The organism is Rhodoplanes tepidamans (assembly GCF_030813915.1).
Lineage (GTDB): Bacteria > Pseudomonadota > Alphaproteobacteria > Rhizobiales > Xanthobacteraceae > Rhodoplanes > Rhodoplanes tepidamans.
The window spans coordinates 41874-56994 of record NZ_JAUSUJ010000005.1; the positions used below are offsets into that span (position 1 = coordinate 41874).

The 15121-nt window shown below is 72.2% G+C and carries 13 protein-coding genes; 7 read left to right on the plus strand and 6 right to left on the minus strand.

Features of this window, described 5'->3' with window-relative positions; genetic code table 11:
• Positions 1–9: 9 nt before the first annotated feature.
• From J2S22_RS07650 to cpaB, 4 genes are all read right to left on the minus strand, one after another.
• Positions 10–1239, minus strand: coding sequence for a CpaE/TadZ family protein (locus J2S22_RS07650; protein ID WP_272776655.1), 1230 nt, complete (start codon positions 1237–1239; stop codon positions 10–12).
• 43 nt (positions 1240–1282) lie between these two features.
• Positions 1283–1645, minus strand: coding sequence for a hypothetical protein (locus tag J2S22_RS07655; protein WP_272776654.1), 363 nt, complete (start codon positions 1643–1645; stop codon positions 1283–1285).
• Positions 1632–3143, minus strand: coding sequence for a type II and III secretion system protein family protein (locus J2S22_RS07660; protein WP_272776653.1), 1512 nt, complete (start codon positions 3141–3143; stop codon positions 1632–1634). The genes J2S22_RS07655 and J2S22_RS07660 overlap by 14 nt, the downstream gene beginning before the upstream one ends.
• A gap of 81 nt (positions 3144–3224) precedes the next feature.
• Complete coding sequence (gene cpaB, locus J2S22_RS07665) at positions 3225–4076, minus strand: Flp pilus assembly protein CpaB (protein WP_272776652.1); 852 nt, start codon at positions 4074–4076, stop codon at positions 3225–3227.
• Between the two features lie 315 nt (positions 4077–4391).
• Here cpaB and J2S22_RS07670 point away from each other — a divergent pair, with 315 nt between their 5' ends.
• From J2S22_RS07670 to J2S22_RS07690, 5 genes are all read left to right on the plus strand, one after another.
• Complete coding sequence (locus J2S22_RS07670; protein ID WP_272776651.1) at positions 4392–5279, plus strand: NAD(P)-dependent oxidoreductase; 888 nt, start codon at positions 4392–4394, stop codon at positions 5277–5279.
• Between the two features lie 297 nt (positions 5280–5576).
• Complete coding sequence (locus tag J2S22_RS07675) at positions 5577–6167, plus strand: tetratricopeptide repeat protein (RefSeq protein WP_272776650.1); 591 nt, start codon at positions 5577–5579, stop codon at positions 6165–6167.
• A 182-nt stretch (positions 6168–6349) separates the two neighbouring features.
• Complete coding sequence (locus J2S22_RS07680; protein ID WP_272776649.1) at positions 6350–6826, plus strand: tellurite resistance TerB family protein; 477 nt, start codon at positions 6350–6352, stop codon at positions 6824–6826.
• The gene (locus tag J2S22_RS07685) at positions 6823–7647 is read left to right on the plus strand and encodes an SDR family NAD(P)-dependent oxidoreductase (protein ID WP_272776648.1); all 825 of its coding nucleotides are present in this window, start codon (positions 6823–6825) and stop codon (positions 7645–7647) included. The genes J2S22_RS07680 and J2S22_RS07685 overlap by 4 nt, the downstream gene beginning before the upstream one ends.
• Positions 7648–7832: 185 nt before the next feature.
• Positions 7833–8600: a glutamine amidotransferase gene (locus tag J2S22_RS07690; RefSeq protein WP_272776647.1), complete on the plus strand. Its 768-nt coding sequence runs from the start codon at positions 7833–7835 to the stop codon at positions 8598–8600.
• Between the two features lie 39 nt (positions 8601–8639).
• Here the strand turns inward: J2S22_RS07690 and J2S22_RS07695 are convergent, their stop codons facing one another.
• Both J2S22_RS07695 and J2S22_RS07700 read right to left on the minus strand, forming a co-directional pair.
• On the minus strand, positions 8640–10727 hold the full coding sequence (locus J2S22_RS07695; RefSeq protein WP_272776646.1) for a sulfatase-like hydrolase/transferase: 2088 nt from the start codon (positions 10725–10727) through the stop codon (positions 8640–8642).
• 89 nt (positions 10728–10816) lie between these two features.
• Positions 10817–11731 (minus strand): LysR family transcriptional regulator, encoded by a 915-nt coding sequence (locus J2S22_RS07700; RefSeq protein ID WP_272776645.1) that lies wholly within the window; start codon positions 11729–11731, stop codon positions 10817–10819.
• A 132-nt stretch (positions 11732–11863) separates the two neighbouring features.
• Here J2S22_RS07700 and J2S22_RS07705 point away from each other — a divergent pair, with 132 nt between their 5' ends.
• Both J2S22_RS07705 and J2S22_RS07710 read left to right on the plus strand, forming a co-directional pair.
• Complete coding sequence (locus tag J2S22_RS07705) at positions 11864–12856, plus strand: aldo/keto reductase (protein WP_272776644.1); 993 nt, start codon at positions 11864–11866, stop codon at positions 12854–12856.
• A 218-nt stretch (positions 12857–13074) separates the two neighbouring features.
• Positions 13075–15042, plus strand: coding sequence for a methyl-accepting chemotaxis protein (locus tag J2S22_RS07710; RefSeq protein WP_272776643.1), 1968 nt, complete (start codon positions 13075–13077; stop codon positions 15040–15042).
• The last annotated feature ends 79 nt before the right edge of the window (positions 15043–15121 follow it).

Here is a 15121-nt window from a genome sequence, read left to right on the forward strand (position 1 = left end):
GCGGCGCGATCATCCCCGCGCCCAGGACAGGCCCAGACGCCGCTTGCCGGCCGGCTCGGCGGCCGCCCTGTCGGCCGGCACCACGGGCGCGACGAGCTTCCGGAGCTGGGTCGTGATCTTGTTGCCGGCCTTGACCTCGTCGAGCGGCACGCCGCGGTCGATCGCCTCGCGCACCAGCCGGTAGTCGTTCGGGATGGTGGCGGCGAAGTCCTCCCCGAGCGCCTGCTCGACGTCGCTGCGGCGCAGGCCGGCGCCGAACAGCCGCTGCTCGAAACGGTTGATGATCACCTGCGGGCGCGGACCGTCCTCCAGCCGCTCGCGCACCGCGGTGACGAGCTGCTTGGCGTGCTTGATGCCGGGGACCGTCATCTCGCTCACCACGAACAGCCGGTTGGAGCCGAGCAGCACGTTGTCGGTCCAGGCGAACCAGGTTCGCGGCAGGTCGATCACCACGTAGTTGAAGTGCGAGGAGACGAGGTCGAGGAGGCGCGTCACGGTGTCGGGATCGAACGAGCGCATCTCGGCCGGCCGGCACGGCGCCGCGATCACGGCGAGGCCGGAGGCATGATAGGAGAGCATCACCTCGAGCAGCTGGCGATCGAGCCGTTCGGGGCGCGGCTCGATCTCGTTGAGGTCGAGCCGCGGCTCCAGGTCGAGATAATCGGCGCAGGCGCCGTGCTGGAAGTCGAGATCGACCAGGCAGGTCGCCGGCCGTGTCTTCTGGGTGCCGCTGCCGAGCAGCAGCAGCGCGGTCTGGATCGCCAGCGTGGTCACCCCGGCGCCGCCGACCGCCGGCAGATAGGTGACGATCTCGGCCTCGCTCGACTCGTTGCCGGTCGGCGTCTGCACCACGCGGGCGCAGGTGCGGACCAGCTCGACCGGCTGCACCGGCTTCACCAGGAAGTCGGCGATTCGCATCTTCAGCAGCTGGCGCATCACCTCCTTGTCGAAGGCGTCCGTCACGGTGACGACCGGCGGCCAGCCGGCGAACCGCGCCGTCAGGCCGTCGAGGGCCGCCATCTCCTCGGCCGTCGCGGCGTGCAGGTCGACCACCACCACGGTCGCGTCGGATTCGGCGACGGCGGCGGCCTGCCCGGCCAAGGTCCCCGGCAGCAGATCGAGATCGATCTGCGGCGCGGCCGCGAACGTCTCCTGCACGACCCGCTCGAACTCGGGATCGGGGGTGACGACGACGACGCGCGTCTTGGCTCCGGAGGATCTGGTGCGGGGACTTCGCATGATGGGGGTCTTTCGGACTCGCGGAAAGGCGGCGGCGCCGCGGTCAGTCCTTGACGGTCTCGCCTCCCGAGGTTGCGCCGGCGACCGTGGGTGCACCCTCGGCGCCCTGCGACTGCTTCCAGGTGGAGGTGGTGCCGAGGCCCTGCGGCTTGATCACCCGGCCGCGCCGGTAGCGCTCGGCGGCGATGGCGACCGTGGTGCCCTGGCCCGGGATGTTCCGGTCGGCCGCCGCCTTCGGCCAAGGATCGATCGTGTGGATGGCGGCGTTGGTGGCGACCGCATCCTGGGCCCCGAACAGCAGGGTCTCGCGGCGATCGTAGTAGATGTCCGAGCAGCCGCCGAGCAGCGCGGCGAGCACGAGGGCGCCACCGAGGGCGCGGAACCGGACCGTCTCAGCGCACCACATAGACGCCTCCCACCGGGAACTCGATCATGTGCCCCGTGTAGGGCCGCAGCGCCGCCGTCTCGCCCCGCACCGCCGGGCCGCGGTCGAGCTCGGGCTTGCCGCCGACGAAGAAGTCGAGGTCGTTGGCCGGCAGCGTGTTGTCGAGCGGAGTCTTGAGCGGATCGCCCGGCCGCGCCGGCCGCGCCAGGCGCGGCGTCACGATGATGACGAGATCCGTCTCCCTCTTCTGATACGACTTCGAGGAGAACAGGGTGCCGAGGACCGGCACGTCGCCGAGCCAGGGGAACTGCTCCTGCTCGGTGGTCGAGTCGTTCTGCAGGAGCCCGGCGAGCATGAAGCTCTGGCCGTCGCGCAGCTCGAGCGTGGTCGAGGCGCGCCGCACCGTGAGGCCCGGCACCGAGATGCCGTTGGCGACCGACACGGTCGTCGACTTGTCGATCTGGCTGACCTCGGGCTCGATCTTCAGGTTGATGATGCTGCCGTTGAGCACGGTCGGCGTGAAGGCGAGGCTGACGCCGTAGCGCTTGTACTCGACCGAGATCTGGCCGAGCGTGCCGGACACCGGGATCGGATACTCGCCGCCCGCCAAGAAGTTCGCCGTGTCGCCGGAGAGCGCGACGAGGTTCGGCTCGGCGAGCCGGCGCACCAGCCCCTTCTCCTCCAGCGCGTTCAGGGCGACGTCGATCTGCATGCCCTTGGTCACCAGGCTGCCGACCAGGAAGCCGAACGGGTTGCCGCCGGAGAGCACGCCGGCCGCCGTGGTGCCGACCGCCTGGGTGACCGGCAGCGAGGTCGTCTGATCGCCGATATTGCCGGTGAAGCGGCCGTTCTTGCTCCACGCGTTCCACTGCACGCCGAGCTCGCGACCGGCCGAGCGCGACGCCTCGACGAAGCGCACCTCGAGCAGCACCTGCTGGGGGGAGGCGACCTGCACGGCGTTGATCACCTGCGGGCCGAACTCGCGGGAGATGGACAGGGCCTGGTCGAGGGTGATCGAGTCGGGCGCGGTGCCGCCGAGCAGGATGCGGCCGTTGACGCTGGTGACGCGGAACTTGGCGGCCGGGAAGCGGTGGGCGAGCTCGGTGGCGAGCGCCGACACGTCGTAGGAGACCTCGACGTCGAACACGCCGACCAGCTTCTTGCCCTCGCCGTAGACCGACACCCGGGTGGTGCCGAGCTTCTTGCCGAGGATCGACAGCGTGCGGTCGGTGAGCGGATTGACGTCGGCGATCTCCGGATCGCCGAGCGAGATCTCGAGGAAGGGCGTGTCGGTGCGGATGTCCTGCGACTTGCCGACCGGGACGGTGACGGCCTGGGTTCGCTTGCCGGCCGAGAACTGGATCGCCTTCTGGGCCCGCGCCTCGGAGACGAGGCCGGGCAGCGCCGCGGCGGCGAGCGCGCCGCCGAGCGCCAGCGCCGTGGCGACGGCGAGCGTGCGCCGGTGGCGCCCCGCCGCGCGTGCCGCATTCCGCGACGGCCCTGCCGTCCTCTCCGCCATGATGCCGTCCCCGTCCATTTCAGCCCCCGAAGTCCTGGTCTCGGCGACCCCGCGCCCCCCGGCACGAGCCCGCCGCCTCTCTCATTCCGCCGCCGCCCAGGCGCCGCTTCCGCCCTCGTGCGGCACGCGGTAGTCCTGCCTCTGCCCGGCCCGCGTCACCACCACGGTGGTGACGTCGCTCTTCGGCTTCTCGCCGACCAGCTCGTTGAGCAGGTCCTTGATGGTGACCCGCGCCGTCTTGCTCTCGGTGGTCTCGCCGGCCTTGCGCAGCAGCAGCGAGAGCGAGCCGACCGACGCGGCGAGGCTGAGCTTCTGTCCCGAGGCGGTGTCGACCTCGAGCGTCACCGCCTTCGGGATCATCGGATTGGCGGCGCGCTCGTCGGCGACCTGGTCGACCGCGAGCACCCGCACGTCCTGCAGCAGCACCTGGGTCGAGGCCTGCTCCTTGTCGGTCTGGCGCGTCAGCACGACGTCGACGCGGTCGCCCGGCAGCACGAAGCCGCCGACGCCGTCGACGTCGTTGACCCGGATGGTGACCGCCTTCATGCCGGGACCGACCAGCGCCGACAGGGTGGCGCGCTGCCCCGGCCCGGTGATCTTCAGCGCGAGCACCGGCTCGTTCGGCTCGATCGGCGTGAGGACGACGCGCTTGCCCTCGCCGAGCACGTCGGAAATCCTGGCGAACGCGCCGCTCGGCAGCGTCTCGGCGTGCCACGGCTGCTCGCGCAGCACCTGCGGCGACAGCTCGTGGCCGTAGCGCAGCGGCCGCGCCGCCACCACGACCGTGCGGGCGGCGACCGGGGTCCCGCGGTTGGCCTCCAGGCTGCGCAGGCGCGCCTCGGCCTGGCTGTTGAGCCAGCTCCGCGTCGCGAACACGGCGAGCAGGCCGAACACGGCCGCCACCGCGATCATGATGACTGTGCTGCTGCGCACCGGTCGGTTTCCCGCGGACCCGCACCATGCGGCTCCTGACCGACCACTAGGCCCCTGGAGAGTATGGAATTCGTGAACCGGACCAGGGTTCTGACGGTATGCTGAAGGCAGCCTCAAGGGTTATCGTCAACGAACCGTGCACGGCCCCGCGATCGCACCGCCGCACGTTAAGGAATGCCGCCCGCAGTGGTGCCATGAAACCGGTGGCGCAATGCGGCGGCGCGGCGCGGCCTCGCCCCACCCCCGCCCTGCCGGGCCGTGGTTGCGGACTGCGCGGCCTTGCGGAATAGTTCGCCCAGCACGGGGTTCGACGACATGATCAGCATCGCGGTTCTCGCACCGGGAGAGATGGGCGCGGCCGTCGGGGCGCGCCTCGTGGCGGGCGGCGCCCGGGTGACGACCTCGCTCGCCGGCCGCAGCGAGGCGAGCGCCGAGCGGGCCCGCCGCGCCGGGCTCACGGTCGTCGGGACCGACCAGGAGCTCGTCGCCGGCGCCGGCCTGGTGCTCTCGATCGTGCCGCCCGGCGAGGCGGTCGCGGTCGCCAAGCGGCTGCGGCCGGAGCTCTCGCGCCTCGCCGAGAAGCCCGTCTATGTCGATTTCAACGCGGTGTCGCCCGACACGGTGCGGCACATCGCGGCGGCGCTCGCCGACACCCGCTGCCCGTTCGTCGACGGCGGCATCGTCGGTCCGCCGCCGGGCCCGACCGGCCGGACCGTCTTCTACGTCGCCGGCGAGGCCGCCCGCCGGACCGCGGCGATGCGCGAGCTCGGGCTCGACATCCGTGTGCTGGAAGGACCGGTCGGTGCCGCCTCGGCGCTGAAGATGTCCTATGCGGGCATCACCAAGGGGCTGACTGCGATCGGGGCAGCCATGATGCTGGGCGCGACGCGCGCCGGCTGCGCGGCGGACCTCGCCGCGGAGCTGGCCGAGAGCCAGCCGCAGCTCCTCAAATGGCTGACCCGGCAGGTGCCGGCGATGTTCCCCAAGGCCTACCGTTTCGTCGCCGAGATGGAGGAGATCGCCGACTTCCTCCACGCCGACCGGCCCTGCGGCGAGCTCTATCACGCGGTCGCGCTGCTCTACGCCCGGCTCGCCGCGCAGGAGGGCGAAGCCGACGTCGACGCCCTCGCGCGCTTCTGCAGCGCGCCGGCCCAGGCGAAGGTCCGGGCCGAGGCGCCGGCGGTCCCCGACGCGGCGGGGTGAACAGGCGAGCTGGGCGACGCCTCGCGACGCCCGAAGCGCGTTTCGGGCTTCGATCCAGGCCGCGCATCACGCCGCCTCGTCTCTCGGATCTGGCCCGTTGGTCGTGAGCTGCCGAGGTGGTTTTCCGGCCGCGACGCACGTCCTGCAACCACAGCGAGCCCTACAGACAAAGAAATGCAATTTTGCGTAGAAGGCAAAATTTTAACCGTCGTTTTCTAGGCTCTCGGAAAGCCCTTCGAAGTCCTCGCCGCGCATCCTTCCGTCTGCGCCGCAGGGGCCGTCGGTCCCGAGCGTGTCATGAGAGCCGAGTTCCAGCGTTTTGCGTTCGTGACGGTCGTGGGGCTCCTCTGGCTCACCGGTTGCGAGACCACATCGGTCAAGCTGCCGGAGCTGCCGAGCTTCGGCCAGACCGACGTCACCGGCACGGTGCCGGTCGCGATCGCCGACGGCGACATCACCGGCTCGACCGGCGGCACGTCACCCAAGCTCGTCCAGGACAACATGACGCCGAGCGCGCCCAGCGACGATCTCAGCGTCGGGCGCGAGCAGTTCCGGCAGGGCAACTACGGCATGGCCGAGAAGCACTGCCGCCGCGCCGTCGAGCAGTCGCCGAAATCGGCAGACGCCTGGCTGTGCCTCGCCGCCGCCTACGACCGGCTGAAGCGGTTCGACCTCGCCGACCGCGCCTATCTGCAGCTCATCCGCCTCACCGGCCGCACCGCCGCCGTGCTCAACAACATGGGCTATTCCTACATGCTGCGCGGCGACTACCGTCGCGCCCGCGCCACCCTCAACGAGGCGGCCGGCAAGGATCCGGCCAATCCCTTCGTGCAGAACAATCTCGCCCTCCTGGCCGAGGCGACCGCCACGAAGGAAGGGATCCGGTAGCGGAACCAACCGTCTCCCTGCGGCTGATCGTCCCGGCGGGTGGGCTTTTGCTGTTTCGCCCCGAGATCCGCTAGAAGGCGTCCGATCCGGCGGGCGCCCGGTCGACCGGCGTCCAGGCGCCGTCGCGAGCGCCCTGTCGACTCGAGCGCCCTGTCCACGCGCCGCTTTCGGAGCAGACCCGCATGTTCGCCGACATCAAGACATTCCTGGCCGAGCTGACCAGCGGCGGCAAGCACCCGGCCCGCTTCGACGCGAACGACTACCGGCTGGCCGCCGCCGCCCTGATGGTTCACGTGGCGACGCTCGACGCGACCCTGTCGGAGGTCGAACGCGAGAAGCTGCACACCTTGCTGAAGACCCGCTTCGCCCTCGACGACGCGGCGACCGACGAGCTGATCGACGCCGCCGTCGCGGCCGACCGCGACGCCGTCGACTTCTACCAGTTCACCAGCCTGCTGATGCGCACCCTCGACGAGGAGGGGCGGCGCAAGGTGGTCGCCATGATGTGGGAGATGGTGTTCGCCGACGGCGGCGTCACCGAGTTCGAGGACAACGTGATGTGGCGGGTCGCCGACCTCCTGGCGGTGCCGAACCGCGAGCGCATCGAGCTCAAGCGCGAGGTCGCCGCCGGCCGCGATCCGCTGGACGATCCGCAGTGACGGCGGAGACGCCGCCCCCCGTCACGTCGACTCCCGTCGCCGTCGTCACCGGTGCCTCCTCGGGCATCGGCGCCGAACTGGCGAAACTGTTCGCCGCCGACGGCCACGCCGTGGTGCTGGTCGCCCGCCGCTCCGCCGAGCTGAACGCGCTCGCCGATGCGATCGCGGCCGATGGCCGGCCGCGCCCGACCGTCGTGGTCCTCGATCTCGCCGCCCCGGACGCACCGGCGCAGTTGCAGGCCGCACTGGGCGAGCGCGGGCTCGTCGCCCGGTACCTGGTCAACAATGCCGGCTTCGGCCTGCTCGGGGTCGCCAGCGCGCTCGACCCGGCCGAGCAGCTCGCCATGATCGATCTCAACGTGAGGGCGCTCACCGGACTGACGCTCGCCTTCGCCGACGATCTCGTCCGCCAGCAGGGCGCCATCCTGAACGTCGGCTCGCTCGCCGGCTTCGTGCCGGGGCCCGGCATGGCCGTCTACTACGCCACCAAGGCGTTCGTGATCTCGTTCTCCGAGGCGCTGTGGCGCGAGCTCGGCCCCCGCGGCGTCGGCGTGACGGTGCTGTGCCCCGGGCCGGTGCCGACCGGCTTCCAGGCGCGCGCCGGGGTCACCGTGACCGGGCCGCAGGGCTTCCTCACCGTCACGGCGGAGGAGGCCGCGAAGACCGGCTACGACGCCCTGATGGGCCGCCGCCGGATGGCGATACCGGGGCGTCTCGCCGCTCTGGTGCCGCTGCTCGCCCGCCTGCTGCCGCGCCGCACCATGATCGCCCTGATCGCCGCGACCCAGATCCGCCGGCTCGGCCACCGCGGCGGTCTGTGATCCGACCGACAAACCGTTTTTCCGCCGGTTCGCACCGAAGAACGACCATGCTGCCCTGCGGCACCGGACAGCATGCGAATTTCTCTTTCGTGCTGTGCGTGGCGCGAGGCTTGCATGTCGCAATGCGGCCCATTTAGGCTCGCAGATTGATTGCTTCCCAGCCGCTGCCAGGGACCGAAACGCCGATGCCCGAGCCCGTTCTGATCGTTCTGCACCAGGAGACCTCGACGCCGGGGCGCGTCGGGCAGTTCCTGCAGGCGCGCGGCATCCCGCTCGACGTGCGCCGACCCCGCTTCGGCGAGCGGCTGCCGGAGACGCTGGCCGAGCATGCCGGTGTCGTGGTGTTCGGCGGGCCGATGAGCGCCAACGATCCCGACGACTGGATCAAGACCGAGATCGACTGGCTCGCCGTGCCGCTGAAGGAGCAGAAGCCGTTTCTCGGCATCTGCCTCGGGGCCCAGATGCTCGCCAGGCACCTCGGCGCCCGCGTCGCGCCGCACCCCGAGGGCAAGGCCGAGATCGGCTACTATCCGCTGCGCGCCACCCTCGACGGCCACCGCGTCTGCCCGCGCTGGCCCGATCACGTCTATCAGTGGCACCGTGAGGGGTTCGAGCTGCCGTCGGGCTCGCGCCTGCTCGCCGAGGGCGACATGTTCCGGGTGCAGGCGTTCCGGCACGGGCCGGCCGCCTACGGCATCCAGTTCCACCCCGAGGTCACCCATGCGATGATGTGCCGCTGGACCACCCGCGGCCACGAGCGACTGGCGCTGCCCGGGGCGCGGCCGCGCACCGACCACTTCGCCGAGCGGCCCATGTACGACGGCGCCATCCGGGCGTGGCTCGCCGAGTTCCTCGACGGCTGGCTCGCCCCGCGGTCCGAGGCCCGCCCCGGCCGCGGTGCCGAGCGCGTCACCGGCATGGCGATGGCCGCCGGCCCCTACGCGGCCGGCTGAGACGGCCGGCCGCCGGCCGAACCGCGCCACCGTCGCCGGTCAGTGCGGCAGCAGCAGCCCCTGCTCCACCATGCGGCCGTTGAGCCGCGCCGCCGTGCGGCCGTCGTCGGCGAAGTACAGCCGGCCGTCGAGCCGGACCATCAGCCCGTAGCGCAGCACATCGAGCGGATCGAGCGGCAACCCGGCCGCCCGCGTCAGCACGGTGCCGAGATAGGCGGCTTCGATCTCGTCGGGCAGTTCGTGATCGAGCACCGGCGTCGTGCCGATCCCGTCGACGGCGAAGAAGGTGCGATAGGCGAGCTCCTCACGCGGCGCCTGCTCCGGAAACGCCGCGGCCGCGGGGTCGTGCCCGAGCAGCCGCGCCGTGAAGGGCGGCTGGTGGTCGCCGAACCGGACGATCAGGACGCGGCGCGACGGAACGCGGCGGGCGAGCGCCTCCCGGAGCGCGGCATAGTCCTGCGCCGAGGCGCGCAGACGGCGCATGTACTCGTCCGTCTCCGTGCCGGCGATCGGCGGCGTCGGCGGCGCCATGCCGCCGTCGAAACGCCGGTCGTGCGGAAAGTGGTTCGAACTGGTGACGACATAGAGAAAGGCCGGGCCGCCACCCGCCTCGGCATGGCCCTGCAGCCAGTCGAGCGCGCGATCGTAATAGAACCGGTCGGGCGCCCAGTCGCTGTCGATGCCGAAGCTGTCGCGGTCGAGCACCGTGTCGAAACCGACGGAGTCGTAGAACGCACCGGTGCCGACGAACGACTTCACGCTCGAATAGACGGCCGTGCTGCGGTAGCCGCGGCGAGCGAGCCGGGCCGGCAGGCCGGTGCGGACGCGTCCGGTCGCCCAGTGGAAGACATGGGTCGCGAAGGCGCCGTAGCACCCGGACGGAATGCCGGTCAGGACCGAGAACTCGGTTCTCCACGACATGCCGCCGAACGTCTCGACCCGCAGTCCGCGGCTGCGCCCGTCGGCCGAACGAAAGAAGCCGGCGAGCTCCGGGTCGAGCGGGATGCCGTACAGCGGCGGCGGGAAGGTCGACTCGCTCAGGATCAGGACAATGTCGGGCGGCGCGTCGTCGGGCGCGCCGACGGCGCCGGGGACCGGCCCGGCAGGCGACGACAGGCCGTTCGGCGACGCCACCGCGAGGACCCCGCCGCGCCGCCAGGCCTGCAGGGCCTCGCCGGCGCTCAGGGCGAGCCGGGCGAGATGCACGGGACGGGCGTAGTGCACGAAGTCGCGATGCGCCGGCACGCCGCGCCGCGTCGCCGCCACCAGCAGGGCCGCCACGAGGCACAGCCCGAGCGCCGCGATCCGGTCGATCGCGACCGGCTCGACGGCGGCCGCCGCGCCGACCAGGACGGCACCGGCGAGCGCCCGGCCGGCCGTGCGGATCACCAGCCCGCGATGGGTGCCGATCAGGAACCGCAGCGCCGCCCGGTCGCGCGGGAAGGCGACGAGGTCGTAGGCGTGCAGGTTCATGCCGGTGTGCCGGAACTTGGCGGCCGACAGCGCCATCAGGAGATCGACCAGCACGGCGACGGCGAGCGCCGCCGCGGCCGGGCGGCCGCCGGCCACGAGCCCGACCGAGAAGACCAGCAGGGCGATGGCGCCGGCGAAGCGCGCGTCGGCTGCGCCCGGCTCACTGCGCAGGATGCGCTTCGCCACCGTGTAGAGGACCAGCGCGGCGACCAGCCATCCCGCCGCCGGCCGCAGCCCGTCGAGACCGGCGCGCGCCGTCGCGGCAAGCGCCGCCAGACCGGGATGGACCGGCTCCAGGACGGTTGCCGTCGCGAGCAGCCCGAGACGCACCGTCACGGCCGGCCATGCCCGGGCGACGCGCCGCAGCACCGCGGCGGAGTCCGTGGCCTTGCGCAGCGCCTTGATCAGCGGCGGCAGCTCGATCGAAAGGCGGACGAGCGCCTCGGCGAGCAGCAAGGCGAGCAGCGGGCGCGCCAGCACCAGCAGAGCCACGGCATAGACGACGGGCGCCAGCACGGCCCATTCGAGCCGGCGACGCGGGTCGGCGATCGCGACGATGCGGCGGGCGGTGAGGCCGGCCGTCACGAGCGCGACCACCACGACCAGACCGGCGGACACCGCGCAGGCACCGGACGCGAGACATGCGATGGTCATGAAACGACAGGACTCTCGGCGGGGGTAACGCGGCGGAAAGCGCGGAAGATGCGATCGGGTCCGCCGCTGTCAAGTCGTGCGGCCGCGCCTCACGCCGAGGTCGCGCCGCCGCGGGCCCGCTCGCGCAGGAAGGCGACGAAGGCACGCAGCGGCGCCGGCAGGTGATCCCGGCCGGCGTAGTAGAGGAACGGCCCCGAGAAGCTCTGCCACCAGTCGGCGAGCACCGGCACCAGCGTGCCGCGCGAGAAGGCCGGCGCGAGAAACTCCTCGAACGACGTGATGACGCCGAGCCCGCCCTCGGCGGCGGCGAGCTCCAGATCGATGGCGGACGCGACGAGCGGCCCCTTCGGGCTGATGCGGACCACCTCGCCGTCGCGCTCGAACTCCCACGGCAGCGCCATGCCGCTGGCGAAGCGGTGGCGGATGCAGGCGTGCTCCAGCAGATCGCGCGGGTGCTGCGGGGCACCGCGTGCCGCCAGATAGGCCGGCGCCGCGCCGCAGACGAAACGCTGCACCCGCGGCCCGATCGGCACCGCGATCATGTCCTGCTCGAGCCGCTCGTCGTAGCGCACCCCGGCGTCGAAGCCGGCCGCCAGCACGTCGAGGAAGCCGTCCTCGGCGACCACCTCCAGGGTGATGCCGGGATGGCGGGCCAGGAACGCGCAGGCGATCGGCGGCAGCACGCAGCGCGCCACGATGGACGGCACGTTAAGACGCAGCGTGCCGGTCGGACTGTCGCGGAAGCTGTTGACGGCGTCGAGCGCCGCCGCGACCTCGCCGAGCGCCGGGCCGAGTCGCTCCAGGAGGCGCGTGCCGGCCTCCGTCGGGGTGACACTGCGGGTCGTGCGATTGAGCAGGCGGACGCCGAGCCGCCCTTCCAGCCGCCGCACCGCCTCGCTGAGGCTCGACGGCGACACGCCGCGCACCGCCGCGGCCCCGCGGAAGCTGCGCGCCCGCGCCACCGCCGCGAAGGCGTCGAGATCGGCCAGATCCGCCTGTGCCATCGGCCCTGCCACTGTTCGGCCAAGCGAACAACCCGTTCCGAGTTTGCCGCGTTATCGAACAGAGCGCCAGCCCCCATAGTCTGCCGCAGCGGACCGGGAGCCCCGGTCGCCCCCCCACGACGGAGACTATCGATGCAACAGCGTCAGCTCGGACACACCGGCCCCACCGTCTCGGCCCTCGGGCTCGGCTGCATGGGCATGTCGGCCTTCTACGGCCCGGCCGACCGTGCGGAGAGCCTCGCCACCATCCAGGCCGCGCTCGACGCCGGGGTCACGCTGCTCGACACCGGCGATTTCTACGGCATGGGCCACAACGAGCTGCTGATCGCCGAAGCTCTGAAGCAGGTGCCGCGCGACAGGGTGCGGATCAGCGTGAAGTTCGGCGCCCAGCGCAGCCCCGACGGCAGCTGGCTCGGCTACGACGCGCGGCCCGCCGCCGTGAAGACGGCCCTGGCCTACACGCTGCAGCGGCTCGGCACCGACCATGTCGACGTCTACCGCCCGGCCCGGCTCGACACGGCCGTGCCGATCGAGGAGACGGTGGGCGCCATCGCGGACATGGTGAAGGCCGGCCATGTGCGGCACATCGGCCTCTCCGAGGTCGGCGCCGCGACGATCCGGCGGGCCGCCGCCGTCCACCCGATCTGCGACCTGCAGATCGAGTACTCGCTGATCTCGCGCGGCATCGAGGAGACCATCCTGCCGACGCTGCGCCAGCTCGGCATCGGGGTCACGGCCTACGGCGTGCTGTCGCGCGGCCTGATCAGCGGCCACTGGACGAAGGAGGCTGCGTCGGCGGCCGACTTCCGGGCCCACAGCCCGCGTTTCCAGGGCGACAATGCCGACCGCAACCTCGCCCTGGTCGAGGCGCTGCGAACGGTCGCCGAGGCCCGCGGCATCACCGTGGCCCAGGCGGCGATCGCCTGGGTGGCGGCACAGGGGCCGGACATCGTCCCGCTGGTCGGGGCGCGGCGCCGCGACCGCCTCGCCGAGGCGCTGGGCAGCCTCGACGTGACGCTGTCGGCCGACGACCTCGCGGCGATCGAGCGGGCCGTGCCGAAGGGGGCCGCCGCCGGCGCGCGCTACGCCGAGGCGCAGATGGCGGTGCTCGACTCCGAGCGGTGACGGAAGCGGCGGTCGAAGGCCGGCGGGGACGCCCCCGGCTTCGACCGGACCCGCGCCGAACGCGGATCGGCGCCGGACGGGCATGGCTCCCCTGCACCGCAAAGCGCCTCTCGCGGCACCGATCCGGCGAAAGAATTTACCTTCTCTCGTTACAACCAGAAAATTGCAAAGATGCGAGCGCTCCCGCACGGCGGCGCTCGACGGCGAAAGGATCCCGCATGACGTTTCGGCTACGTCTCACTCACAAGATCGCGGGCCTCGGGGCGCTCGGGATCGTCGGGCTGTTCATCGTCGCGGGCCTGTATTTCGCCGGAAACGCCACCCAGTCGCAGTTCCGCCTGGCCGCCGAGGACGCGCGCGCCATCGGTCGCAGCGCCGACCGCCTGCTCGTGCGGCTCCTCGACATCCGCCGCGCCGAGAAGGACTTCCTGCTGCGCAAGGACGAGCAGTATGTGCGCCGCCACGCCGAGCTGAGCCGGTCGATCGGCGACGAGATCGCCGCTCTTCAGACCATGACGGCCGCCGCCGGCGGCACGATCCGGGGCGATCTCGAGGCGGTCCGGACCGGCTTCGAGACCTATGCGCGCCACTTCGCCGACCTCGCGGCCGCCCGCACCGCCCTCGGCCTCGACGAGAATGCCGGGCTGGAAGGGCGGCTGCGCAAGTCGGTGCACGCCATCGAGACCCGGCTCCGCAGCCTCGACGAGCCGCGGCTCACCGTCACCATGCTGATGATGCGCCGTCACGAGAAGGACTTCATGCTGCGCGGCGACCCGCGCTACGGCGACGAGATGAAGGCGCGCGCGACCGAGTTCCGCTCGCGGCTGGCCGCCTCCGCCGTGCCGGAGACCGTGCGGGCCGACCTTCTGGCGATGCTCGACGCCTACCAGACCGACGTCCTCGCCTGGATGGCGGAGGCCGGCCGCGCCGCCGCGGCGCAGAAGCGGGTGTCCGAGGCCTTCGCCGGGATCGAGCCGCGGTTCGACGCCATCCACCGGGCGCTCGACCAGGCCCGCGCCGCCAGCGAAGGCGCCGAGACGGCCTCGCGCACCGAGACCGGCCGGCTGATGCAGATCGCCATCGTGGTCGTCACGCTCGGCGTCGGCGTGATTGCTTTCCTGATCGCCCGCGCCGTGTCGCGGCCGCTGTCGGCCATGACCTCGGGCATGCAGCGGCTGGCGGCAGGCGACTTCGACGTCGCGCTGCCGGGCCTGGCGCGCGCCGACGAGATCGGCGACATCGCCCGCGCCGTCGAGGTGTTCAAGGTCGAGGCACAGGACCGATCGCGGCGCGAGGCGATGGCCCAGGCCGAACAGGAACGGGCCTTCGCGGCCGAGCGCAGGGCCGACATGGTCCGGCTCGCCGATCGGTTCGAGGCGACGGTGGGCGGCATCATCGGCACGGTGTCGTCGGCGGCGACCGAGCTGGAGGCGACCGCGACGACGCTCACCCGCACGGCCGACACCACCCAGCAGATGTCGGCGACCGTCAGCTCCGCTTCGGAGGAAGCCTCCACCAACGTCCAGGCGGTCGCCGCCGCGACCAACGAAATGTCCTCGTCGATCGGCGAGATCTCGCGTCAGGTGCAGGCGTCGAGCCGGATCGCCGACGAGGCCGTCACCCAGGCCGCCAAGACCGACGCACGGGTGAACGAGTTGTCCCAGGCCGCCACCCGCATCGGCGACGTGGTCGAGATGATCACCGCCATCGCCGAGCAGACCAATCTGCTGGCCCTCAACGCCACCATCGAGGCGGCCCGCGCCGGCGAGACCGGCAAGGGCTTCGCCGTGGTTGCCGCCGAGGTGAAGGCGCTGGCCGGCCAGACCGCCAAGGCGACCGGCGAAATCTCCGCCCAGATCGCGGCCATGCAGGCGGCGACCCGGGACTCGGTGTCGGCGATCCGGGAGATCTCGGGCACGATCGGGCAGATCGCCGAGGTCGCGTCGGCGATCGCCGCCGCCGTCGAGGAGCAGGGCGCCGCGACCGCGGAGATCTCGCGCAACATCCAGCAGGCGGCGGCCGGAACCACGCAGGTGGCCGCGACCATCATCCAGGTGAGCCGCGGCGCCGAGGAGACGGGCGCCGCCTCGGGCGAGGTCCTGACCGCGGCCGGCCAGCTCGCCCTCGAAAGCAGCCAGCTCCGCACCGAGGTCGAGAAGTTCCTCGCCACCGTGCGGGCGGCCTGATCCGCCGCGCCGCCGGCCCGACGACGATCGCGAAGACCAGGCGGCCGGCGGCCCTCGCCGGCCGCACGGGCCGGTTTCC